The organism is Novispirillum itersonii subsp. itersonii ATCC 12639, from assembly GCF_000381985.1.
GTDB classification, from domain to species: domain Bacteria; phylum Pseudomonadota; class Alphaproteobacteria; order Rhodospirillales; family Rhodospirillaceae; genus Novispirillum; species Novispirillum itersonii.
In genome coordinates this window covers 1-24291 of sequence record NZ_KB907350.1, presented here as the reverse complement: position 1 = coordinate 24291, position 24291 = coordinate 1, and the positions used below count along the sequence as shown (strand labels likewise).

Genomic DNA, 24291 nt, shown 5'->3' with positions numbered 1-24291 from the left:
CTCAGGGCTCGACGTGGGAGAGGTCTGCGCGGATCTGCATCAGCAGGCGGGCGCTCTCATCCCCCATCAGGCGGGCAATGTCATCCTGATATTTCAACACCACCCCCAGGGTGGTATCGACGGTGGCCGCGGTCAGTTCAGTCTGGTTCAGTTCTACCAGCGTGCTGGCCCAGTCGAGGGTTTCTGCCACGCCGGGGGCCTTGAACAGATCCATGGCCCGCAGCTTTTGCACAAAGGCGACCACCTGCCGGGCCAGATCGGGGGCCAGACCGGGACGGCGGGCGGCAACGATCGCCAGTTCCCGGGTGAAATCCGGGTAATCGAGCCAGTGATAAAAGCACCGCCGCTTGAGGGCATCGTGAATTTCCCGGGTGCGGTTAGATGTCAGGATGACAACCGGTGGCTGGCTGGCCCGTACCGGCCCGGTCTCGGGGATTGTCACCTGAAAATCAGACAACACTTCCAGCAGATAGGCCTCGAAGGGCTCATCAGTCCGGTCCAGTTCGTCGATCAGCAGCACCGGAGGGCCGGCGGGGTCAGGCTCCAGTGCCTGTAACAGTGGCCGACGGATCAGAAAGGCGTCGGAAAACAGATCCGGCGGCGGACTGCCGCTGGCTTCCGCCCGGCGGATTTCCAGCATCTGGCGGGGATAGTTCCATTCATAAACGGCGGCGGCAGTATCCAGACCTTCATAACATTGCAGGCGGATCAGGCGGCGGCCCAGCCCGCTGGCCAGAACTTTGGCGATCTCGGTCTTGCCGACCCCGGCTTCGCCTTCCAGAAACAGCGGTCGGCCCAGCCGCAGGGCCAGAAACAGCACGGTCGCCAGCGCCCGGTCACCGACATACCCCTGTGCGGTCAGCAGGGCGAGAGTGGCATCGACGGAATCCGGAACGGGCAGGGGCATGGCGGCTCCAGTACGGTCGGAAGAAACGGCAGGAAGGGCAGCGCCGGAGGGAAGGAGGCCTCCTCCGGCGCTGCGGGCAGGGAAGGAAAGCGGCGGTCAGCGTGCCGCTTCCACCGCCCTGCGGGCCATCACCGTCACCAGATGGGCCCGGTATTCGGCGCTGGCGTGCAGGTCGGTGTTGAGATCACCGGCATCCACACTGATTCCTTCCAGCGCAGCGGCGGTGAAGGAGGCATTTAGTGCCTGCTCCATTGCCGCCACCCGGAACACGCTTGGCCCGGCCCCGGTGACCGCGACGCGGATCCCGGCGGCGGTCTCGGCCACCATCACCCCGACCACGGCATAGCGCGAGGCAGGATTGCGGAACTTGGCGTATCCGGCCCGTTTCGGCAGGGGGAAGCGGAGGGCGGTGATCAGTTCTCCCGGTTCCAGCGCGGTTTCAAACAGGCCGGTGAAGAAGTCATCTCCGGCAATTTCCCGGCGGTCGGTGATGACGGTTGCCCCCAGTCCGACCACGGCGGCGGGATAGTCAGCAGCGGGGTCGGCATTGGCGACCGATCCGCCGCAGGTGCCGCGGTGGCGGACTGCCGGGTCCCCGATCCCCCCTGCCAGCGCGGCCAGCGCAGGCAGGGCAGACCGTACCGTGGCATCCGCTGCCACCGTGGCATGGGTGGTCATCGCCCCGATCACCAGCGCGTCACCGTCACGGCGGATCCCGGTCAGGCCGGGGACGCTGCCAAGGTCAACCAGTGCGCTGGGCTGGGCCAGCCGCTGCTTCAGGGTCGGGATCAGGGTCATGCCCCCGGCAACCGCCTTGGCGTCGTCATCCCCGGTCAGGACGGCGACGGCATCGGCGACAGAGGACGGTTTCTGATAAGAAAAGGTGTACATGGTGTTGTCCCCTTATTCCGCAGCCATGCCAAAGCGGCTGTCGCGGATCACCCGCCACACCCGCTCCGGACTGGCCGGCATATCCATGTGGCCAATGTCCAGCGCGTCGCACACCGCGTTCATCACACAGGCAGCCCCGCCGATGGTGCCAGCCTCACCGCAGCCTTTGACGCCCAGCGCATTGGTGGTGCACAGCACTTCGTTGGTTTTCACCTCGAAATCGGGCACATCGTCGGCGCGGGGCATGGCGTAATCCATGAACGATCCGGTCAGCAGCTGGCCGCTGTCCTCATCATAAATAGCGTGCTCCAGCAGGGCCTGACCGATACCCTGTACCAGTCCGCCGTGAACCTGCCCTTCAACGATCATCGGGTTGATCACCCGCCCGAAGTCGTCAACGGCAGCAAAGCGTACGATTTTCACCACGCCGGTGTCAGGGTCCACCTCCACTTCGCAGATCTGGGTCCCGTTGGGGAAGGTGAAGTTTTTCGGGTCGTAGAACGCCTGTTCATCCAACCCGGGCTCCAGCTCATCCAGCGGGTAGTTATGCGGCACATAGGCCGCCCCGGCGATGGCGGCGATATCAACGCTTTTATCGGTACCCGCCACCCGGAACACGCCGCCGTCCTGCTCGATATCCTCGGCGGAGGCTTCCAGAAGATGGGCGGCGATCTTCTTCGACTTGGCGATCACCTTGTCGATGGCCTTCATCATCGCCATACCGCCGACCGCCAGCGAGCGGGACCCGTAGGTGCCCATCCCGAACGGGGTTTTGGCGGAATCACCGTGGACAATTTCGATTTTGTCCATCGGCACACCCAGGCGTTCCGAGACGATCTGGGCGAAGGTGGTCTCATGGCCCTGACCGTGACTGTGGACGCCGACCATCACGCTGACTGATCCGGTGGGATGGAAGCGGACTTCGGCAGAATCATACAGCCCGGCCCGGGCCCCCAGGGCTCCGGCGACGTTGGACGGGGCAATCCCGCAGGCCTCGATATAGCTGGCAAAGCCGATACCCCGGCGTTTGCCCCGGGCGGCGGACTCAGCCCGCCGGGCCGGGAACCCGTCGTAATCAATCAGCGCGAGGGCGTCTTCAAGGTTTCTGGCAAAGTTACCGCTGTCGTATTGCAGGCCGACCGGAGTGTCGTAGGGCATCATCTCCGGGGTGATGAAATTGCGACGTCGCAACTCTGCCCGGTCGATCCCCATTTCCCGCGCTGCGACATCGACGATCCGTTCGATCAGATAGCAGGCCTCCGGGCGTCCGGCCCCGCGATAGGCATCGACCGGCACGGTGTTGGTGAACACCGCCTTGACCTCGGCATGGATTGCCGGGGTCTTGTACTGCCCGGACAGCAGAGTTGCATATAGAATGGTCGGTATGCATGAAGAGAAGGTGGAAAGATAGGCCCCCATGTTGGCGGTGGTGTTCACCCGCATGCCAAGGAAAATGCCGCTGGCATCCATCGCCAGTTCCACGTGGGTCAGGTGATCCCGCCCGTGGGCATCGGACAGGAAGCTTTCAGACCGTTCCGCCGTCCATTTCACCGGCCGTTTCAGGCGGCGGGCGGCGTAAACGACGATCACCTCTTCGGCATAGTGATAAATCTTCGACCCGAAACCGCCGCCGACATCGGGGGCGACCACGCGCACCTTATGTTCCGGCAGGCCCATGGTGAAGCCACACAGCAGCAGGCGGATCAGCTGTGGGTTCTGACTGGTGGTGGTCAGGGTATACTCATCCATGCCGGGGTCATATTCCCCCACCGCAGCACGCGGCTCCATGGCATTGGGCACCAGCCGGGTATTGACCAGATCCAGCGTCGTGACATGGGCGGCCTGCGCGAAGGCGGCGTCGGTCTTGTCTTTGCCGCCCCACACCCAGTCGTAACAGACGTTATCCGGGGCCTCATCATGCACCGCGGTTCCGGCGGTTTCGACGCTGCCGGGGGCGACGACGGCGGGCAGTTCCTCGTACTCGATCTCCAGCAGTTCGGCGGCATCCTTGGCCTGCTGCAGGGTTTCAGCAATCACTACGGCAACCTGATCGCCGACATGACGGACCTTGTCGGCGGCGATCGGCAGATGTTTCGGCTCTTTCATCGGGGTGCCGTCGCGGCTGTGGATCAGCCACCCGCAGGGCAGGGAGCCGATGTTGTCGGCGACCATATCAGCCCCGGTCAGAACGGTCAGAACCCCGGGCGCGGCCACTGTGGCGCTGGTGTCGATTGACAGTATGCGGGCATGGGCGTGCGGCGAGCGCACGATATAGGCATGGCACTGGCCCGGACGGTTCATATCATCTGTATAGCGGCCCCGCCCGGTCAGAAAACGGTAATCCTCAACGCGTTTGACGGACGCGCCGATTCCGGTGGTCTTGGACATGATGCGTTCTCCCCGTCATTCGGCGGCCTGCGCCGAAGCGCCGGTCTTCATTGCCTGCAACCCGCTTTCCACCGCCTTGACGATGTTATGATAGCCGGTACAGCGGCAGATATTGCCTTCCAGCCAGTGGCGGATTTCGTCGGGGGTGGCGTCTGGATTGACGCGGGCAAGGTCGACCGCGCTCATCACCATGCCGGGGGTACAGAAGCCGCATTGCAGGCCGTGATGTTCCTTAAAGGCAGCCTGCATCGGGTGCAGGGTGCCATCCGGGGCGGCCAGTCCTTCGATGGTGACGACGCTGCGGCCATCGGCCTGCACCGCCAGCGTGGTACAGCTTTTGACGGAAACACCGTCCAGATGCACGACACAGGCCCCGCACTGGCTGGTATCACAGCCGACATGGGTGCCGGTCAGGCTCAGATGCTGGCGGATGGCATCCACCAGCAGGGTATTGGGCTCCACCGTCAGGGCCGTGGTTTTGCCATTGACAGTCAGGGTGATCGACACAGGCATCAATAATCCTCCCGGTTGGCCCGTGGCATCTCAGCCGGGGCCGGTGTTCAGAAGTTGCCGGACGGACCGGCCCGGGCCTTTGCGGCCTCTTGCCCGGCAACGCCGGGCGGAACGGGAAAACGGGACAGGGCAATCATGTGTCTGGAACAGCGGCCCGGTCAGGGGCCGTACACGGGTCAGCGCAGCAGCAGATACGCGGCGGCGGCGATGACCAGCAGACCGGCGGCATAAACCGTCCAGTGGCTGCCGCCGCCGGTGGCGGGGGTGTGGGAATGAGGGGCAGGGGAATGGGGATCCGCCGGTGTCGGGGCGGTTGCTGCGGCAGGGGGCGAGGTCTCGGGGGCTTCCGCTGCCGGGGTTGCGTTGGACAGGCGGGTGACGAGGGTGGAGAAAAAGTCGTCTGCATATTTCTTGGCCGCGCCCTGAATCAGCCGGCTGCCGACCTGTGCCAGCTTGCCGCCGACCTGTGCGTCAACGCTGTAGGTCAGGCGGGTGGTTGCAGCATCCAGTTCTTCCAGGTGTACTTTGGCCTGCCCTTTGGCAAACCCGGCAGCCCCGCCTTTCCCTTCGCCGGTAATGGTGTAAGAGGCCGGGGCCTGTACATCTTCCAGCCGTACCGCGCCCGAAAAGGTCGCCTTGACCGGGCCGATTTTGGCGGTGACTCTGGCGCTGAAGCCGCTGTCGCCGTCGGCGGTCATTTCATCGCAACCGGGAATACAGGCCTTCAGCACTTCAGGATCGTTGATGGCGGCCCAGACGGTGGCGCGGGGGGCGGGAATATCGTAACTGCCGGAAATATCCACGGGCGGGAGCCTTTCAAAAGAAAACAGAAACCAAACCGGAAAAATCAGCGGACCCGCGGTCAGGCGATCAGGGGCTCAACAAAAATGTCGATCCGGCCCCCACAGGCCAACCCGACTTCCCACGCCCGGGCGTCGGCCACCCCGAAGGACAGAAGCTGCGGTTTTCCGCTGTCCATTACCTGCAACGCGGCCTCGACCACAGCGGCCTCAACGCAGCCGCCGGAGACAGACCCGGCCATCAGACCGTCTTCCCGGACCGCCAGTTTACTGCCGACCGGACGGGGGGATGACCCCCAGGTGCGGACCACGGTGGCGACAGCACAGAGAAAGCCTGCCTTCTGCCAGTGCAACAGCATCAGCAGCGGGTCGTCTGTCGGTTTTACCGGCGCGGTTTTTTCGGGAGCAGGCGGAGCGGCAAGGGTCATCGGATACTCCGGGCAGAGAGAAAGCCGGGGATCTGCTGGTGTCTGCTGAACCGTTCCGAGTATGGGCAGGCTGCCGGGCCCTGTCAATTCAGAGACCGTTGAAAGAAGCCTGTCATCCTATTGAAAAAAACGGGGTTCTCATGCTGCACATGCGAACCCCGCCATAGTCTGGGATACTCTTACAGGATAAAGGCCGGAGGGATCCCTCCGGGTACTCAGAGACTTAAAACGACCAAACTCTTTGAGACAACAGGGATACTGGGAAACACAACCTCAGGTGATTTCAGTGGTGTCACCTCCTTTACATGAGGCCGACGTCACGGGCGGTCAGGTCAAAACAGTGGCGGGCCTTGGCCACCAGCTCGTCAACTTCTGCCCGGGTGATAATCAGCGGCGGGGCCAGCACCATGCGCGACCCGACGGCCCGCATGATCAGACCGTTCTTGAAACAGTGGTCGCGGCAGGTCAGGCCGACGGTGTCACCGTCCTTGAAGAAGGTTTTCGGGTTCTTATCCTGCACCAGCGCAATTCCGGCGATCAGGCCGATACCGTCGATCCGCCCGACCAGCGGGTGATCGTTCAGCGTACGCAGCTGCTGCTGGAAATAGGGGCCGATGTCGTCACGCACCCGGTCAACGATACGGTCGCGCTGCATGATGCGGATGGCCGCCAGCGCCACCGCCGAGGACACCGGATGACCGGAATAGGTGTAGCCGTGATAGAATTCACCGCCCTTTTCGATCAGGGTATTGGCAACCCGGTCACCGACTGCCACCGCTGACAGGGGCAGGTAGCCCGACGAAAGGCCTTTGGCCATCGGCATCAGATCCGGCTGGATGCCCAGCGTATGCGAGCCGAACCATTGCCCGGTCCGGCCAAACCCGCAGATGACCTCATCGGCGATGATCAGCACGTCGTACTTCTGGCAGATCCGCTGGATTTCCGGCCAGTAAGTGGCGGGGGGGATGATGACCCCACCGGCCCCCTGAATCGGTTCGGCGATGAAGGCCCCGACTTTGTCGGCCCCGAGTTCAAGGATTTTGCTTTCCAGTTCCCGGGCCCGGACGATGCCGAAATCATCTTCCGACAGGCCGCTGTCATCGCCATACCAGTAGGGCTGGTTGATGTGGGCAATGTTGGCAACCATCGGCCCGCCCTGGGCATGCATCGGCCCCATGCCGCCGAGAGAGGCCCCGACAAGGGTCGAACCGTGATAGCCGTTCTTGCGGCCGATGATCCAGTTCTTCTCCGGTTTGCCTTCCAGCGCCCAGAAATGGCGGACCATCCGCACGACGGTGTCATTGGCTTCCGAGCCGGAGCTGGAAAAGAAGATCCGGTCCAGCCCTTCCGGCGTCACTTCAGCGATTTTCTGGGCCAGTTCAGCGGCTGGCGGGTGGGTGGTCTTGAAGAAGGTGTTGTAGAAAGCCAGATCGCGCATCTGCTGGGTGGCAGCCTCGATCAGCTCTTCGTTGCCGTATCCGAGGGTGACGCACCACAGACCGGCCATGCCGTCGAGGATTTTATTCCCTTCGGAGTCCCACAGATAGACGCCTTCCCCTTTGGTGATCACCCGGGCCCCGGCCTGATTCAGGCCTTTGGTATCGGTGAACGGGTGCCAGTGATGGGCGCGGTCAAGCGACTGCCAGTATGCGGTGCCTTTGTTGATCAGGGTCATGATCGGATGCTCCGGAAAGCGGATACACGAGGCCGGTCCCGCCGGAGTTTGGTCCGGCCGGTCGGGGCGTGATCTGGATGGGGGGGAAGCAGGGCGTCAGGCCGGGGGCGCGGGATCAGGCCCCCGGTCCGGCGTCAGCAGGTCAGCGCAGACGCAGCCAGCTTGTTTTCAGCTCTGTATATTTATCAAAGGCATGCAGGGATTTATCCCGCCCGATGCCCGATTGTTTGTATCCGCCGAACGGGGTGGTGATGTCGTCGGCGTCATAGCAGTTCATATAGACCACACCGGCGCGCAGGCTGCGGGCAACACGGTTGATGGTGTTGACGTTGTCGCTCCAGACAGCCGCGGCCAGACCATAGATGCTGTCGTTGGCGACCTGCACCGCTTCTTCGGCACTGTCAACGGTGATCACCGACAGCACCGGGCCGAAAATTTCTTCGCGGGCGATACGCATGCTGTTGGTGACGTTGTCAAAAATGGTCGGCTGAACATAGCAGCCACCGCTTTCGGTCCGGGCACGGTTGCCACCGGTGACGATGCGGGCACCGTCGGCCCGTCCGGCATCAATGTACCCCAGAACGGTGCGGGTGTGGTTTTCATCCACCAGCGCGCCCATACGGGTGGCGGGGTTCAGCGGGTCATTGGGCTGTACGGTCTCAGCGTGGGCGCGGATTCGTTCCACCACGGCATCCTTGACGGCGCGGTGGACCACCAGACGCGACCCGGCGGTACACATTTCCCCCTGATTGAAGAAAATCGCTTCGGCGGCTGATCCGGCGGCTGCATCAAGATCACCGCAGTCATCAAGAATGATGTGGGCGGATTTGCCGCCGCATTCCAGACCGACCTTTTTCATATTCGACTGGCCGGAATACTGCAGGAAGTACTTACCGACCTCGGTGGAGCCGGTGAAGAACACCCCGTCGATGTCCATATGCAGGCCGATCGCCTTCCCGGCGGAGACCCCCATACCGGGGACCACATTCAACACGCCGTCGGGCAAACCGGCCTGCTGGGCCAGTGCCGCCAGTTTCAGGGCGGTCAGGCTGGACTGCTCAGCCGGTTTCAGAACCACCGAGTTCCCGGCAGCCAGCGCCGGGGCCAGCTTCCAGGCGGCCATGATCATCGGGAAGTTCCACGGCACCACAGCGGCAACCACCCCCAGCGGCTCGCGGGTGATGGTGGCGAGGGTGTTGTCGGCGGTGGGGGCGATTTCGTCATAGACCTTGTCGATCGCCTCCGCATACCAGCGGAAACAGTCGGCGGTGGCGCGGACATCGACGGCGAGGCTGTCGCTGATCGGTTTGCCCATATCGAGGGTTTCCAGCAGCGCCAGTTCATCCCGGTGCTGGGCGATCAGGTCAGCGAAAGCCAGCAGGATGCGTTTGCGCTGGGCGGGGGACTTGCCAGCCCAGCGCCGGTCATTGAAAGCACGGCGGGCTGCGGCGACGGCACGGTCGATGTCAGCGGCGGACCCGGCGGCAACGCGGGTCAGCAGGCGGCCATCAATCGGGCTGTGAGCGTCAAAGGCTGTGCCGTCAGCGGCGTCGGTGAACTGTCCGTCGATGAAGGCGCGGCCTTCAATGCCCTTGGAGACCAGCAGGGCGGCGCGGCTGGACCACAGGGTGTGATCGGGGGTATTGGCGTGCGTCATGGATGCGTCCTCCTGTCGTAAAATGTGATCACTTTTGACGAGCCTGTCAACGGGTGTGATCACATTTTTGTCGAATGATGTGATGTCGCTGGCGGCAGAATACAGCGTAGACCGGAGGAGAGGGCTTAAAAAGCGTGGGCGTCACAGGGGTTGCGGCTGTCATTGCGCTTTGAGGCGGGAAGGTCAGCGGGCTTTCTGTCACGCTGGTCCGGAGAGCCTGTCTGCTTATGCGGACGCCCCCTCCTGCTGCCAGAGGAATCGAATAAAAAGCGGAGCGCAGCGACTGGGCCATTGAGGCCCCGCGCGACCATTCGCGCGTAAGCCAAGCGTGCGGAGGCCCGCGCCCGGCGTCTGAGGGACAGGCAACGGAGGGCTGCGCGGCAGCCCGACTGGGCCATTGAGGCCCCGCGCGACCATTCGCGCGTAAGCCAAGCGAGCGGAGGCCCGCGCCCGGCGTCTGAGGGACAGGCAACGGAGGGCTGCGCGGCAGCCCGACTGGGCCATTGAGGCCCCGCGCGACCATTCGCGCGTAAGCCAAGCGGGCGGAGGCCCGCGCCCGGCGCCTGAGGGACCAAACATACAAGAACAACTGACCCGGCTCCGCCGGATCAGTTGTTGCCGCCACTGTTGATGTAGGCGTTCAGCAGCTCGGTGGTGCCGACGTGGGTGATGCCGTCGCGGATATCAGCTTCAATCGCCACCCGCAGCGCCAGATGGTCCTGACGGCGAATCGCGGTCAGGGCCTCGCCGTGACGATCAACCTGATAGTGGTCCCGCAGCCGCGACAGGGCGAGGCGGACAAACGGCCCGAGCTGTAACCAGACGCTTTCGATCAGTGGCATGGCGGTCTGGTGCGGATTCGCCAGATAAAGGGCGCGGTGGAAATCCTGATTGAGAATCGTCACCTGCTCCTGATCGCCGCTTTCATTGGCACGGTCGATTCCAGCGTCAAGGTCTTCCAGCTGTTTGATTTTTGTCTCATTCAGCCACGGCAGCGCCCGTTCGGCGGCGTGGGTTTCCAGGGCGATTCGCAGTTCGCACAGCTCCCGGAACTTGGCGGCGGTCATATTGGGGACCAGCACCCGGCGATTGTCACGGACTTCAAGGGCTTGCTCGGTAGACAGGCGGCGGAGGGCCTCACGCACCGGCATGGTGCTGACCTGCAGGGCCTCGGCCAGTTCGCGGATTGTCAGCGGGCGACCGGGGGGAATTCGCCCGATCATCACCGCATGGCGCAGACTGCGATAGACCCATTGATTGACGGTTTCTTTGACACCGCGCTCAAGGGTCGGCAAAGCAAGGTCAAGACTAGGTGCCATGCGGGTTTCCTGAACAAAACAGCAGGCAGGTTTAAAGCACATTCCGCACCGGGGTTCTACGGTTGATTCCAGATTGTGATCAAAAGTTGGTTGACCTTTCTCCGGCTTTTTGATCACATTGTTTCTGGAATGACCATAAACACATCATCCGGGGCCGGTCCGGCTCTCCGCCTGTTTCATTCTGCAATTTCGGCCGGACCCCGGAGAAGGGAAGGCTTTTCGTGACCATGAAGCTTGAAGACGCCCGTGCTTTCCTCGCCAGAGCGGGGAAGATCGAGGAAATAGACCTTCTGGTATCGGACCTGAATGGCATCTTGCGTGGCAAGCGCGTCCCGGTGGCGACGCTTGATAAAGTGTTCAGCGACGGCATGAAGCTGCCGCGTTCAGTTCTGGCGCTGGATATCTGGGGCGAGGACGTTCTGGAGAATGGTCTGGTCTGGGAAACCGGTGACAGCGACGGTGTCTGTCTGCCCTGCGGGGCCGGTATGGTGACCGTGCCGTGGTCGGTGCGGCCCCGTGCCCAGATGCTGCTGACGATGTTCAACCCTGATGGGTCACCGTTTATGGTCGATCCGCGTCAGGTGCTGATGCGTCAGGTGGAAAAGGCCAAGGCTATGGGGCTGACCCCGGTGGTCGCCACTGAGCTGGAATTCTACCTGATGAACGGGGATGCGCTGGAAACCGGGCGTCCCCGCCCGCCGGCCGCACCGGAATCCGGTTATCCGCTGGAAGTGCCGCAGGTTTATTCGATGGATGAGCTGGAAGAGTTTTCCGGCGTGCTGACCGATATCCGTGACGCCTGCGACATTCAGGGCGTTCCGGGGGATACCTGCATCGTTGAGAACGGCCCGGGTCAGTTTGAAATCAACCTTGAGCATGTGCCCGATCCGGTGCTGGCCGCTGATCAGGCGGTGCTGTTCAAGCGGATTGTCCGCAACGTTGCCCGCCGTCATAACCTGCATGCGACCTTTATGCCCAAGCCTTACGGCAATCAGTCGGGGTCGGGGTTCCATATTCACTGCAGCATGCTGGATAAAGACGGCAATAACATCTTCGATGACGGCACCGATGCCGGGTCGGATATGCTGCGCCACGCTGTCGGCGGGGTGCTGCAGCTGATGCGCCCGTCGATGCTGATCTTCGCGCCGAACCTGAACGGGTACCGCCGCTTTCAGGCCGGCACACACGCCCCGACGGTGGCCTGCTGGGGGTATGAGAACCGCACGGTGTCGGTGCGCATCCCCAACGGCAGCCACAAGGCGCGGCGGTTTGAACACCGCGTCGCCGGGGCGGATGCCAACCCGTATCTGGTGCTGGCGGCCCTGATTGCCGGGGTGCTGCATGGCATCGAAAACCGGATTGATCCCGGCCCGGCGGTGGAAGGCAGCGCTTATGAGCGGCGGTCGCCGGATAATCTGTTGCCGTCGGACTGGGACTGGGCGATTGAACTGTTCCGTGACAGTGCGGTGCTGCGGGATGCGCTGGGGAAGGATGTTCACCATGTCTTCCGCTCCATCAAGTGGCAGGAACGCAACAAGATGGCCCGCAAAGTGACCGATGCCGAGTACGCATCTTATCTGGGCGTGCTGTAAGGGGGAGTGGGGCGTATGACTCCGCATGTTCAATCCTACTACGCGGCGACGGCGAACCCGTCGCCGCAGCGGCCCGCCCTGACCGGCACCGTTGATGCGGATGTCTGCGTTGTCGGGGCCGGTTTCACCGGCCTGTCCTCTGCGCTGCATCTGGCGGAGCGGGGCTTCAGGGTGGTGGTGCTGGAAGGCGCGAAAGTCGGCTGGGGGGCCTCAGGGCGCAACGGCGGGCAGATCGTCAACGGCTACAGCCGCGATCTTGAGGTGATCGAGAACCGCTATGGCCGTGACGCGGCGCTGGCGCTGGGCAAGATGTCGCTGGAAGGGGCGGCGATCATCCGCGAGCGGATCGAACGCTACAATATTGCCTGTGATTACCGTCCGACCAACGTTTTCGCCGCCTTCACCCCGAAGCAGATGCGGGAACTGGATCACATGCGGGCCCACTGGAGCGGTCACGGCCATGATGGGCTGGAGCTGCTGGATAAAGCCGCGCTGCGCCGTCACCTGAACAGCGATGTTTATTGCGGCGGCCTGATCGACCATCACGGCGGTCATATTCACCCGCTGAATCTGGCGCTGGGTGAAGCGGCGGCGGTTGAAAGCCTTGGCGGGGTGATCTACGAGCAATCCCCGGTCACCGGGGTGGATACCGTGCCGTCAGGCGTGGTGGTGCGTACCGCACAGGGATCGGTGAAGGCCAAATATGCGGTGGTCTGCGGCAATGCCTATCTCAACGGGGCAGTGCCGGAACTGACCGACAAGATCATGCCGGTCTCGACGCAGGTGGTGACCACCGAAGTGTTGGGGGAAGAGGTGATGAATGACCTGTTCCCCACCAAGTCGGCGGTCGAGGATGCCAATTACTTCCTCGATTATTACCGGCCGACCGCCGATCACCGTCTGCTGTTTGGCGGCGGCACGGTCTATGGCGGGGCTGAACCGGCGGATATCGAGGCCAAGCTGCGCCCGCATGTTGAAAAAGTGTTCCCGCGCCTGAAAGGGGTGAAGTTCCAGTTCGCCTGGAGTGGCAATTTTGCCCTGACCCTGACCCGGATTCCCCACTTCGGGCGGCTGGGATCAAATATTTACTTTGCGCATGGGTATAGCGGGCACGGTGTGACCTGTACCCATCTGGCCGGGCGGCTGATTGCCGAGGCGCTGGCGGGGGACGCCACCCGCTTCGACAGTTTTGCCCGGCTGCCCTATTACCCGTTCCCCGGTGGCCGGATGTTCCGGGTGCCGCTGACCGTGGCCGGGGCGTGGTGGTACATCCTGCGCGATAAGCTGGGAGTGTAAACGGCAGGGCGGCCCGTCCGGGAAACGGTCCGCCCTTTTCTGTGATTTTTCAACACACACAAACCTGCCCCAGAACAGCGTAAACGCCGGATCAAAAAACAATACACGGCGTGTTCCCCGGGGCCATGGAGGCATCATGTTCCGGACTTCTTTCAAGACCGCCGCGGCGGTCATCGCCCTTGCTTTGCCTGCCGTCAGCCCCGCCGGTGCCGCCGCGCCGGAAGAAAAGGTGCTGAACATCTTTAACTGGTCCGACTATATCGCGCCGGACACCATCGCCAATTTCGAGAAAGCGACCGGGATCAAGGTCAATTACGACGTTTTTGATTCCAACGAAGTGCTGGAGGCCAAGCTGCTGGCCGGGCAGTCCGGCTATGATCTGGTGGTGCCGACGGCGTCGTTTCTGGAACGCCAGATCAAGGCCGGAGTGTTCCAGACCCTCGATAAGACGGCACTGACCAATTATGCCAATCTGGATCCGGCGATTGTGGCCCGTATCGCTAAGCATGACCCGGAAAATGCCCGGGCTATGCCTTATACCTGGGGCACCATCGGCATCGGCTACAATCCCGATAAAATTAAGGAACGGCTGGGCACGGACACCATCACTTCGTGGGATGTGCTGTTCAAGCCGGAGATTTCCGCCAAGCTGAAGGACTGCGGGATTGCCATTCTCGACTCCCCGTCGGAAGTGATGGCGATTGCCCTCAACTATGCCGGGCTGGATCCCAACAGCGAAAAGAAAGAAGATCTGGACGCCGGAAAAGCGGTGCTGCAGGGCCTGCGCCCGAACGTGAAGTATTTCCACTCCTCGCAGTATATCAACGATCTGGCCAACGGGTCGGTCTGCGTGGCAGTCGGCTATAACGGCGATATGCTGCAGGCCCGCAACCGGGCGGCGGAGGCCAAAAACGGGGTGCCGGTCCGGTACAGCATTCCGTCAGAGGGCACCCTGATGTGGTTTGACGTGATGGCGATCCCCAATGATGCCCGCCACCCGCAGAATGCCCATGCTTTCCTGAATTATCTGTTGCAGCCGGACGTGATTGCGGCGGTGACCAACACGGTCAATTTCGCCAATGCCAACAAGGCCGCCACCGCACTGGTGAATGAGGCGGTGCGGACCGACCCGGGTATCTATCCCTCTGATGCCGTGCGGGAAAAGCTGTTCGCACAGAAATCCCACACCGTGAAGTTTGACCGCCTGCTGACCCGGGCGTGGACTGAACTGAAAACCGGGCGCTGACCCACCGGCGGGAGAGGATGGATCATGACTCAGGCGTCTTTGGCTCAGGCAGCCGATCCGCGAAAACCTTGGACTGACCCGGCAGCACAGCCCTTTGTGCGGATTGAGGCGGTCACCAAAAAGTTCCTCGACTTTACCGCTGTCGATGCGGTGTCGCTGGATATTTACCGTTCGGAACTGTTCTGCCTGCTGGGCGGGTCAGGGTCGGGCAAAAGTACCCTGCTGCGGATGCTGGCCGGGTTTGAAACCCCGACCTCTGGCCGGATCATCATTGACGGGCAGGATATGACCGATGTGCCGCCTTATGAGCGGCCGATCAACATGATGTTCCAGTCTTACGCGCTGTTCCCGCATATGAGTGTTGAGCAGAACGTTGCTTATGGGCTGAAGCAGGACGGGGTCCCGAAAGCCGATATCGCCCGCCGGGTGGCGGAGATGCTGGATCTGGTGAAGATGGGCTCTTTCGCCCGCCGCAAGCCGCATCAGCTTTCCGGCGGTCAGCGGCAGCGGGTGGCACTGGCCCGCAGTCTGGTCAAGCGCCCCAAGCTTCTGCTGCTGGATGAGCCGCTGGGGGCGCTGGATAAGAAACTGCGTGAGGAAACCCAGTTTGAGCTGATGAAGATCCAGCAGGCGCTGGGCATCACCTTTATCGTTGTCACCCATGATCAGGAAGAGGCGATGACGCTGTCGTCCCGCATGGGGGTGATGAACCACGGTCACATCGTGCAGGTGGGCGAGCCGCATGATCTGTACGAATTCCCCGGCAGCAGGTTTGTTGCCGAATTCATCGGATCGGTAAACCTGTTTGAGGGAACGCTGGTGGAGGATGAGCCGGATCATGTGCGGATTGAGTCCCCTGACGCCGGATGCACCCTGTATGTCAACCATGGCATCAGCAGTGCCCCGGCCCAGCAGGTGGAGGTGGCGATCCGCCCGGAAAAGATCCGCCTGTCGCGGCAGCACCCGGGCCAGACTGACAACGTCAGCGCTGGGGTGATTGATGAGATTGCCTATATGGGCAACCTGAGCATCTTTCAGATCCGCCTCAACAGCGGAAAGATGATCCGCGTCACCCGGCCCAATCTGGACCGTTACGACGAGATGCCGTTGCAGCCGAAGGAGCCGGTGTTCTGCAGCTGGGGCCCGGCCAGCGGCGTGGTGCTGTCAGCATGAGCGGCGGCGACCATACGGCGGCGCAGGCCGCGCCGGGGCAGGGGGTGGCGTCGCGCCCCGGTCCCGGACCGGCTGTGTCATGGCTGGGGCAACGTCTCCGCCTTCGGGTGCCGAAAGGGCTGGGGCGGGGGGTGGTCTCGGGGATCCCGCTGGGGTGGCTGCTGGTGTTCTTTTTGCTGCCGTTTGCGGTGGTGCTGAAGATCTCTCTGGCTGATACCGCCATTGCGATGCCCCCTTATACCGCTTTGCTGGACTGGGACGGCGAGGCGGTGGCCACCTTACAGCTTAACTTCGGAAAATATCTGTTTTTGCTGGAAGATACGCTGTATCTGGCGGCCTATGCCGGATCGCTGAAGGTGGCGGCGGTGTCGACGCTGTTCTGCCTGCTGATCGGTTATCCGATGGCGCTGTTCATCGCCCGCCAACCGGCGGAGCGGCGGCCGCTGTGGCTGGCGCTGGTGATCCTGCCGTTCTGGACCTCGCTGCTGCTGCGGGTCTATGCGTGGATCGGCCTGTTACAGCATAACGGGGTGATCAACAACATCCTGATCAGCCTTGGCATTATCGACCAGCCGCTGGTGATGATGCAGACGGATTTCGCAGTCTACCTCGGCGTGGTGTACACCTATCTGCCGTTCATGGTGCTGCCGTTGTATGCCACGCTGGAGAAGCTGGATGATACGCTGCTGGAAGCGGCGGCAGATCTTGGCAGCGCACCGTGGAAAGCATTTCTGACCGTTACCCTGCCACTGTCGCGGCCGGGGATGGTGGCTGGCAGTATGCTGGTGTTCATTCCGGCGGTGGGGGAATTTGTCATCCCGGCCCTGATGGGGGGGCCCGACACGCTGATGATCGGGCGTGTGCTGTGGGATGAGTTCTTCAATAACCGCGACTGGCCGATGGCCTCGGCTGTGGCAGTGGTGATGATGGTGGTCCTCGTGATCCCGGTCATGCTGCTGCGGAACGGCCAGAACAAAACAGCGGAGCATGGATGATGAGACGCCGCAGCACATCGCTGAAGGTGCTGGCCCTGACCGGCTTTGCCTTTCTCTATCTGCCGATTGTGACCATGGTGGTCCTGAGTTTCAACGAAAGCCGTCTGGTGACGGTCTGGAGTGGTTTTTCCCCGAAGTGGTACGGCGAGCTGTTGCAGGATGACCAGATTTTGGGCGCGGCGGCGATCAGCCTGAAGATTGCTTTCATCAGTGCCTCTCTGGCGGTGGTGCTGGGGACGCTGGCGGGGTTTGCGCTGTCCCGGTTCAATAAATTTCGGGGCAAAGTGGCGCTGACCGGCATGGTATCAGCCCCGCTGGTGATGCCGGAGGTGATCACCGGTCTGGCCCTGCTGCTGCTGTTTGTGGCGATGGAAGGGCTGCTCGGCTGGCCAAAGGGGCGCGGGGTGGTGACGCTGATCATCTCTCACGTCACGTTCTGTATGGCCTATGTGGCCGTGGTGGTGCAGTCCCGCCTTGCCGATATGGATGGGGTGATTGAGGAAGCGGCGCTGGATCTGGGGGCGAGGCCGTGGCGGGTGTTTGTTGATATCACCCTGCCGATGATTGCTCCGGCGTTGGTGTCGGGCTGGCTGCTGTCGTTCACGGTGTCGTTTGATGATCTGGTGATTTCCGCCTTCGTTTCGGGGCCGGGATACTCGACGCTGCCGATGGTGATTTTCTCCAAGGTGCGGCTGGGGGTCAGCCCGGAAGTGAATGCGCTGGCGACGATGATGATTGTGGTGGTCGGTATTGGGGTGGTGCTGTTCACCTGGAATGCAGCCCGCCTGCACCGGATGCGCCAGCGGGAGGAACGGGCCGCGGCGGCAGGACTGTGACCGTGGCGACCCCGCGCGACTATTCGCGCGTGAGGTAAGGGGGCGGATGCCCCCGCCTGCCGCCAGAGGAGCCGAATGAAAAGTGGAGCGCAGCGACTGGCCCATTGAGGGCCCGCGCGACCATTCGCGCGTAAGCCAAGCGGGCGGATGCCCGCGCCCGGCATCTGAGGGCCAAACAAACAAGCCACCAAACACAAAAGGACTGCAAACGTGACAGACGATATTCTCGGTGATCAGGCGTTCCGTAAATCCGACCCGTATGGCCGGGCGGCGGAGATGACTTATGGCGGTGCGCTGAGCTTTCTGCGGCGTCCTTACCGGCGGGACCTGACCGGGATTGATGTGGCGGTGATGGGCGTGCCGTATGACGGTGCGGTCACCTACCGCAGCGGGGCCCGTCTGGGGCCGCGGGCGATCCGGGCCGCATCGGTTCAGCTGGCTGAGCTTCTGGCGTTTCCGTTTGGGTTTGATCCGTTTGCGACGCTGGCGGTTGCGGATTACGGCGATGTGTTCCTTGATCCCCACCATCCGGAAACCATCATCGAGACCATTGCAGCGGAAGCGGAAAAGATTATCCGTCAGGGCACATCCCTGCTGTCGTTGGGTGGCGATCACTTTGTCACGTATCCGCTGCTGAAAGCTCATGCGGCGGTGCATGGGCCACTGGCGCTGATCCATTTCGATGCCCACTGTGACACCTGGGATGATGGCAGCGAAACCAGCCTGAACCACGGCACCATGTTCCTGCGCGCCAAACAGCAGGGGCTGATTGATGCCGGGGCATCGGTACAGGTCGGGCTGCGGACTTATAATGACAGTGACCATGGCTTCAAAATCCTGTCGGCGCCGTGGATTCACCGCAACGGCGTGCAGGCGGCGATTGATGCCATCCGCCAGCGGGTCGGGGACCGGAAGGTTTATCTGACCTTTGACATTGACGTGCTTGATCCGGCTTTTGCCCCCGGGACCGGCACCCCGGTGCCGGGCGGCCTGTCTTCGGCGCAGGCGCTGGAGATTGTGCGCGGTCTGGGTGGGCTGGCCTTTGTCGGGATGGATGTGGTGGAAGTCGCCCCGGCCTATGACGTGTCGGAAATTACGGCCATTGCGGCGGCGACGGTTGCGCATGATTATCTGTGTCTGCTGGCGGAAGCCCGGGGCGCGGTGCGTCAGCCGGTCGGTGATCTGTAAAAGCGGGAGCTTTCTATGCGTATCGGTATCCTTGAAACCGGGCGGACGCCGCCGGACCTGATCGGGGCCTACGGCTCTTATGCGGATATGATCCGGGGGCTGCTGACCTCGGCGGATCCGGGGCTTGAGTTTGTGGTCTATCCGGTGCTGGAAGATCAGTTCCCGGATAGCCCTGATGCCTGTGATGGCTGGGTGATCACCGGATCACGGCATGGGGTGTATGAAAACCTGCCGTGGATGCTGCGCCTGCAGGATCTGTTGCGCACGCTGGTGGCGGCGCGCCGCCCGGTGGTCGGTATCTGCTTCGGGCACCAGATTCTGGCGCAGGCCCTCGGCGGGCGGGTTGAAAAATCGGCGAAGGGCTGGGGTGTGGGGATCCATGAATACCCGCTGACCATGGTACCGCCGCTGCTGGACGGGGCACCGTCGGCGCTTAAGCTGTCAGCGATGCATCAGGATCAGGTGGTGGAGCTGCCGCCGTCGGCGACGGTGGTCGCCAGTTCAGAATTCTGCCCGAATGCGGTGCTGGTGTATGGCGACACGGCGCTGAGTTTTCAGGGGCATCCGGAATTCGGCATTCCCTTTGAGGCGGATCTGGTGGCCCTGCGCCGGGGCCTGATTCCGGAGCCGCTGGCCGATGCGGCGCTGGCGGATCTGAAACAGGAAAGCGCGAAAACCGACGCGACGGTGGCGGCAGAGTGGATGCTGCGTGTGCTGAAGCATGGTCAGGCGGCATAAAGAAGCCCGGATCACAGAGAGGGAAGAGCAGGGGGACCGATGGCCGGTCCCCCTGCTTTTGCTTCAGGCCAAGGCCAGATACAGCGACAGGGTTGCGACCGAGAGAAGGGTGGTGATCAGCACCACCCGCCCGGTCAGCAGCGCTTCCCGCTGATAAAACTCCGCCAGCATGAACGGGCCGGTACCGGTCGGCAGGGCCGCCAGCAGCACGGCGGTGCCGCCGACCGCTGGGGGCAGGCCGAGCAGAGGAAAAGCAATCACCCAGGTAACTGCCGGATGGATGAACAGCTTCAGCGCGATCAGGGCCGACTGTACGATATTGCCTGCCTTGGGACTGTGGCCGGAGTTCTGGGCGAGGAACAGTCCCAGAGCAACCAGCGCGCAGGGTGATGCCGCCCCGCCCATCAGTTTCAGATAGCTTTCCACCGGCTGCGGCAGGGGGAGGCCGGTCAGCATCACTCCCGCGCCGAGGGCGGGGGCGATCAAAAGAGGGTTCTTCGCCAGAGACAGAGCTGTCTTGCGGACAATATCCCGTCGACGGGTTTCGGATTGCAGTCCGATCTCGATCAGCACGATTGCGAACCCGAACAGAATGCAGACGGTGATGATGGTGGCAATCAGGGTTGCGGCCATGGCCTCCTGCCCCAGCACCGCCAGCACCAGCGGGAACCCCATGAAACCGGTGTTGGCATAGCTGGCATTCAGGCTGTCAATCGCGGAATCCGCCAGATGATGGCCCTGCCACAGACGCCAGAACAGGGTTCCGGCAAAGATGATTGCGCAGCCGCCGGTAAAGGCAATGATGAACCCCGGCTGCCAGATTTCGGCCGGTTTTGCCCGGGCCATGATGTCAAACAGCAGGGCAGGCAAGGCCAGATAGACGACAACGCGGTTGACCTCCCGCGTGGCATTGGGCCCAAGAATGCCGGATCGGCGGGCAATCCAGCCGGTCAGGATCAAGGCAAAGATCGGCAGGACGATACCAAGGTTAACCAGCATGGGGGGAGACTCTTGTCACGAAGGGGGAACCCTCTTTCCCATAGCAAGGGGTTTCGATACGATCCAATCCATTCTGATCAGCCCATAAATGCAGAAAAGGTATCAATGGATACGCGACAGATGCGGTATTTCGTGGCACTGGCGGAGACCCTGCATTTTGGGCATGCCGCCGCGCGGATGAATATGACGCAGCCCCCCTTCAGCCGACAGATTGCCAATCTGGAGCGGGATCTTGGCGTGCGGCTGGTGGAGCGGTCATCGCGTCAGGTCAGCCTGACCCCGGCGGGAGAGCGCTTTTTAAGCGATGCCCGCGCGGTGCTGGCCAGGTTCGAGGATGCCTGCCGCGATGCGCGGCTGGTGGCGGAGGGAAAGGCCGGGGCGCTGCATCTTGGTTTCATGATGCATGCTGCCCAGAGTGTTGTCCCGGCCTTGGTACGCCGTTACAGCGCGGCGAGGCCGGATGTGCGCCTGTCTCTGACTGAAATCACGCCGATGGAGATCGAAAGTGCCCTGCTGACCGGGGTGCTGGATGCGGCGATCACATTCTCTGGCCGGGATCTGCCACAGATTGCGGTTGAGCCGGTCTTTACCGACCGCCTGTGTCTGGCGGTGGCTGCCGGGCATCCTTTGGCCGCACGGGATCTGATCGTGCCGGGGGATCTCGCCGGACAGCCGCTGATCGCGGCCCCGGCACATATTGCTCCGGCTCTGCGGAATGCGATTCAGGACTACTGCGTTTCCGGTGGTATAGAGCCGGTGTACCGTTTTGAGCCACAGCTCCAGCATACGATTCTGCGTCTGGTGGCGGCTGATCTTGGTGTCGCGTTGGTCCCGGAGAGTCTCCGGCCCGGCATGACGGATCTGGTCTTCCGACCGTTACAGGCGGCACCGGGGCTGCCGGTGGTGCTGAAGACCCTGCGGACAGGGCAGAATCCGGCAGTCCAGCCCCTGCTGGATGTTCTGCGCGCCGGGATCCTATAAGGGATAAGCATTCCCTATAGGGAAAACATCTGTCTTATGAGCTCATAGTTAAAGTTGACTTTAACTATGAGCTCAGGCACGCTTGGTTTCTGTCAGGAGTATGCCTATGGACCGTGACCATACCTATACCGTTTCGGAACTGGCGAAGCTGTTTGATCTGACCCCGCAGGCCCTGCGCTTTTATGAGGAAAAGGGCCTGCTGGCTCCCGGCCGGATGGGCGGGGCGCGGTTTTACACCTACCGCGACCGGGCCCGCCTGCAGATGATCCAGCGCTTCCGCCGTCTGGGCTTTTCATTGGAAGACATTGCGGAATACCTCGATCTCTACCGCTCCGGACAGGACGGCGCCGAGCAATACCGCGTCGGTCTGGATAAGATCCGCCGCCGTCTTGCTGAGATGGAAAGGATGCGGCAGGAGGTCGAGACCATTATTGCAGAGCTGCACGTGCTGGAAGACGAGGCCCTGAGCAAAATCGGCCCGTCTCCTTCAGCTGACTAATCCGGGGGAAAGACGGCCAGGCAAGGCCGCACCCCCACCCACAGGGATCCGCGCATAAAGAAAGCCGGCGGCAAAACCACGCCGGGTCAGGGAGGATAAAATGCTTGGTCAGATGATGTCGGCCCCGCTGCTGATTTCGGGGGTGCTGGAACATGCTGCCCGTTACCATCCGCAGGCAGAGATTGTGTCCCGTCAGGATGATGGCAGCCTGCATCGCTACACCTATGCGGACGCTGCCCGCCGGACCCGCCAGCTGGCCAATGCTCTGGCCGCGGCCGGTTTGCAGCCGGGGGACCGGGTGGCGACGCTGGCGTGGAACGGGTTCCGTCATTTTGAGCTGTATTACGCGGTGCCGGGGGCAGGGTTTGTCTGCCACACCATCAACCCCCGCCTGTTTCCCGATCAGATCCGCTTTATCATTGATCACGCCGAAGACCGTCTGCTGTTTGTTGAGCCGATGTTTCTGCCGCTGGTGGAAAAGGTGGCTCCGTCCCTGAAGGCGGTTCCGAAGATCATCGTCATGGCGGATGCCGTTCCGGCAACAACGCTGCCGGACGTAGTGGCGTATGAGACCTTTATCGCCGGTCACGCTGAGACGTTTGAGTGGCCGCAGCTCGATGAGAATACCGCTTCGGGACTGTGCTACACGTCCGGCACCACCGGTGACCCGAAAGGGGTTCTCTATACGCACCGTTCAACCCTGCTGCATGCCTTGTCGGCCAATATGCCTGATCTGTTCGGGTTCTCCGGGCATGATGTGATTATGCCGGTTGTACCGATGTTCCATGTGAACGCCTGGTGCATTCCCTACGGGGCGCCTCTGACCGGGGCCAAGCTGGTGTTCCCCGGAGCGCGGCTGGATGGGGCCAGTGTGCATGATCTGATCGTTGGCGAAGGGGTGACCTTTACCGCCGGCGTGCCCACTGTCTGGCTGATGCTGCTGAATCATGCCGAGGCCGCCGGGCTATCTTTGGCCCCCCTGCAGCGGGTTGTTATCGGCGGCTCTGCCTGCCCGGAAAGTATGATGGCCCGGTTTGCCGCCAGAGGGGTGCGGGTGCTGCATGCCTGGGGGATGACTGAAACCAGTCCGCTCGGGGCTTTTGCGGTTCTGACCCCGCAGCAGGAAACCGCGCTGTCGGAACAAGAACAGCTGCGCTATCGACTCAAGCAGGGGCGGGCCCCCTATGGGGTGGAGGTGCGGATCTGCGATGATGCAGGCACAGTGCTGCCGTGGGATGGTGTTTCTTACGGTGTGCTGCAGGTACGTGGACCGTGGATTGCCGCCGGATATTTTGGTCTGGAAGACCGCAGCGCCTTTACGGGGGATGGCTGGTTCAAAACCGGTGATGTGGCAACGCTGACCGCGGACGGCTTTATGGAAATTGTTGACCGGACCAAGGATGTCATCAAATCCGGTGGCGAATGGATTTCCTCAATCACGTTGGAAAACGTTGCGGTCGGGCATCCGGCAGTGCGGGAAGCCGCGGCCATTGCCCGGACCGATACGAAATGGGGCGAGCGACCGCGCCTGATTGTCGCGCTGAAAGACGGGGCAGATCTGACACCGGCTGAGATGCGGGCGTGGTTTGACGGGAAGGTGGCCCACTGGTGGATTCCTGACGATGTGGTGATTGTCGAGGATTTGCCACATACCGCAACCGGCAAGCTGTTGAAGTTGGAACTGCGAAACCGCTATGGTGCGGAGACGCTGACCGAAGAACAGCCCCTGTAACAGCCCCTGTAACAGCCCCTGTAACAGCCCTGTGAGACGCTGGGCATCACCTGACTGGGAGTGAGACGGACCAATGAAAGTCCTGGTAGCAGTGAAGCGGGTCGTTGACTACAACGTGAAGATCCGCGTGAAGGCCGACGAGAGCGGTGTCGAGACGGCGAACGTCAAGATGTCGATGAACCCGTTCGACGAAATCGCGGTTGAAGAAGCGGTGCGCCTGAAGGAAGCGGGAACGGCGACGGAAATCGTTGCGGTTTCGCTGGGGTCTGCGGGTGCGCAGGAAACCATCCGCACGGCGCTTGCGATGGGGGCCGACCGGGGCATTCATGTGCAGACCGACGAAGAGGTACAGCCGCTGGGGGTTGCGAAGGCGCTGAAGGCGCTGATCGACCGCGAGAAGCCGGATCTGGTTCTGGTGGGCAAGCAGGCGATTGACGA

At 62.3% G+C, this 24291-nt stretch carries 22 protein-coding genes; 12 read left to right on the top strand and 10 right to left on the bottom strand.

The window, feature by feature from the left end; all coding sequences use genetic code 11:
* Window position 1 precedes the first annotated feature (1 nt).
* From G365_RS0116640 to G365_RS0116595, 9 genes are all read right to left on the bottom strand, one after another.
* The gene (locus G365_RS0116640; protein WP_019646671.1) at window positions 2-907 is read right to left on the bottom strand and encodes an AAA family ATPase; all 906 of its coding nucleotides are present in this window, start codon (window positions 905-907) and stop codon (window positions 2-4) included.
* Window positions 908-1003: 96 nt separating this feature from the next.
* Window positions 1004-1798, bottom strand: a complete 795-nt coding sequence (locus G365_RS0116635; RefSeq protein WP_019646670.1) for an FAD binding domain-containing protein — start codon at window positions 1796-1798, stop codon at window positions 1004-1006.
* Window positions 1799-1810: 12 nt separating this feature from the next.
* Window positions 1811-4186, bottom strand: coding sequence for a xanthine dehydrogenase family protein molybdopterin-binding subunit (locus G365_RS0116630; protein WP_019646669.1), 2376 nt, complete (start codon window positions 4184-4186; stop codon window positions 1811-1813).
* Between the two features lie 15 nt (window positions 4187-4201).
* A complete protein-coding gene (locus G365_RS0116625) occupies window positions 4202-4699 on the bottom strand; it encodes a (2Fe-2S)-binding protein (RefSeq protein WP_019646668.1) in 498 nt (165 codons plus the stop codon).
* A gap of 176 nt (window positions 4700-4875) precedes the next feature.
* The gene (locus G365_RS0116615) at window positions 4876-5502 is read right to left on the bottom strand and encodes a CoxG family protein (RefSeq protein ID WP_019646666.1); all 627 of its coding nucleotides are present in this window, start codon (window positions 5500-5502) and stop codon (window positions 4876-4878) included.
* 59 nt (window positions 5503-5561) lie between these two features.
* Complete coding sequence (locus tag G365_RS0116610) at window positions 5562-5927, bottom strand: XdhC family protein (protein WP_019646665.1); 366 nt, start codon at window positions 5925-5927, stop codon at window positions 5562-5564.
* A gap of 301 nt (window positions 5928-6228) precedes the next feature.
* Window positions 6229-7602, bottom strand: a complete 1374-nt coding sequence (locus G365_RS0116605; protein WP_019646664.1) for an aspartate aminotransferase family protein — start codon at window positions 7600-7602, stop codon at window positions 6229-6231.
* 142 nt (window positions 7603-7744) lie between these two features.
* Window positions 7745-9259, bottom strand: a complete 1515-nt coding sequence (locus G365_RS0116600) for an aldehyde dehydrogenase (RefSeq protein WP_019646663.1) — start codon at window positions 9257-9259, stop codon at window positions 7745-7747.
* Between the two features lie 608 nt (window positions 9260-9867).
* On the bottom strand, window positions 9868-10578 hold the full coding sequence (locus G365_RS0116595; RefSeq protein ID WP_026345445.1) for a GntR family transcriptional regulator: 711 nt from the start codon (window positions 10576-10578) through the stop codon (window positions 9868-9870).
* A 227-nt stretch (window positions 10579-10805) separates the two neighbouring features.
* Between G365_RS0116595 and G365_RS0116590 the strand changes: the two genes are divergently transcribed.
* From G365_RS0116590 to G365_RS0116555, 8 genes are all read left to right on the top strand, one after another.
* Complete coding sequence (locus G365_RS0116590) at window positions 10806-12170, top strand: glutamine synthetase family protein (RefSeq protein WP_019646661.1); 1365 nt, start codon at window positions 10806-10808, stop codon at window positions 12168-12170.
* A 15-nt stretch (window positions 12171-12185) separates the two neighbouring features.
* Window positions 12186-13466: an NAD(P)/FAD-dependent oxidoreductase gene (locus tag G365_RS0116585; protein WP_019646660.1), complete on the top strand. Its 1281-nt coding sequence runs from the start codon at window positions 12186-12188 to the stop codon at window positions 13464-13466.
* Between the two features lie 136 nt (window positions 13467-13602).
* Complete coding sequence (locus G365_RS0116580) at window positions 13603-14712, top strand: polyamine ABC transporter substrate-binding protein (protein WP_019646659.1); 1110 nt, start codon at window positions 13603-13605, stop codon at window positions 14710-14712.
* Between the two features lie 24 nt (window positions 14713-14736).
* Window positions 14737-15885: an ABC transporter ATP-binding protein gene (locus tag G365_RS0116575; RefSeq protein WP_019646658.1), complete on the top strand. Its 1149-nt coding sequence runs from the start codon at window positions 14737-14739 to the stop codon at window positions 15883-15885.
* The gene (locus G365_RS0116570) at window positions 15882-16880 is read left to right on the top strand and encodes an ABC transporter permease subunit (RefSeq protein WP_019646657.1); all 999 of its coding nucleotides are present in this window, start codon (window positions 15882-15884) and stop codon (window positions 16878-16880) included. The genes G365_RS0116575 and G365_RS0116570 overlap by 4 nt, the downstream gene beginning before the upstream one ends.
* Window positions 16880-17716 carry an ABC transporter permease subunit gene (locus G365_RS0116565; protein WP_019646656.1) on the top strand — a complete coding sequence of 279 codons (837 nt, stop codon included), beginning with the start codon at window positions 16880-16882 and terminating at the stop codon, window positions 17714-17716. Before G365_RS0116570 ends, G365_RS0116565 begins: the two co-directional genes overlap by 1 nt.
* A 210-nt stretch (window positions 17717-17926) precedes the next feature.
* A complete protein-coding gene (gene speB / locus G365_RS0116560; protein ID WP_019646655.1) occupies window positions 17927-18904 on the top strand; it encodes an agmatinase in 978 nt (325 codons plus the stop codon).
* 15 nt (window positions 18905-18919) lie between these two features.
* Window positions 18920-19642, top strand: coding sequence for a GMP synthase (locus G365_RS0116555; protein ID WP_019646654.1), 723 nt, complete (start codon window positions 18920-18922; stop codon window positions 19640-19642).
* Window positions 19643-19705: 63 nt separating this feature from the next.
* Here G365_RS0116555 and G365_RS0116550 read toward each other — a convergent pair whose 3' ends face one another.
* Entirely contained in the window at window positions 19706-20641 is a 936-nt protein-coding gene (locus G365_RS0116550; RefSeq protein ID WP_019646653.1) for an AEC family transporter, read from the bottom strand.
* 105 nt (window positions 20642-20746) lie between these two features.
* On the opposite strand from G365_RS0116550, the gene G365_RS0116545 reads away from it, so the two are divergent.
* The 4 genes from G365_RS0116545 to G365_RS22085 form a co-directional block, all read left to right on the top strand.
* Window positions 20747-21622, top strand: coding sequence for a LysR family transcriptional regulator (locus G365_RS0116545; RefSeq protein WP_019646652.1), 876 nt, complete (start codon window positions 20747-20749; stop codon window positions 21620-21622).
* 106 nt (window positions 21623-21728) lie between these two features.
* Window positions 21729-22121, top strand: coding sequence for a MerR family transcriptional regulator (locus tag G365_RS0116540; protein WP_019646651.1), 393 nt, complete (start codon window positions 21729-21731; stop codon window positions 22119-22121).
* 100 nt (window positions 22122-22221) lie between these two features.
* A complete protein-coding gene (locus G365_RS0116535) occupies window positions 22222-23853 on the top strand; it encodes a long-chain fatty acid--CoA ligase (RefSeq protein ID WP_019646650.1) in 1632 nt (543 codons plus the stop codon).
* Between the two features lie 73 nt (window positions 23854-23926).
* Window positions 23927-24291 (top strand): electron transfer flavoprotein subunit beta/FixA family protein (locus tag G365_RS22085; protein ID WP_019646649.1); only part of this gene is annotated, 365 nt, incomplete at its 3' end.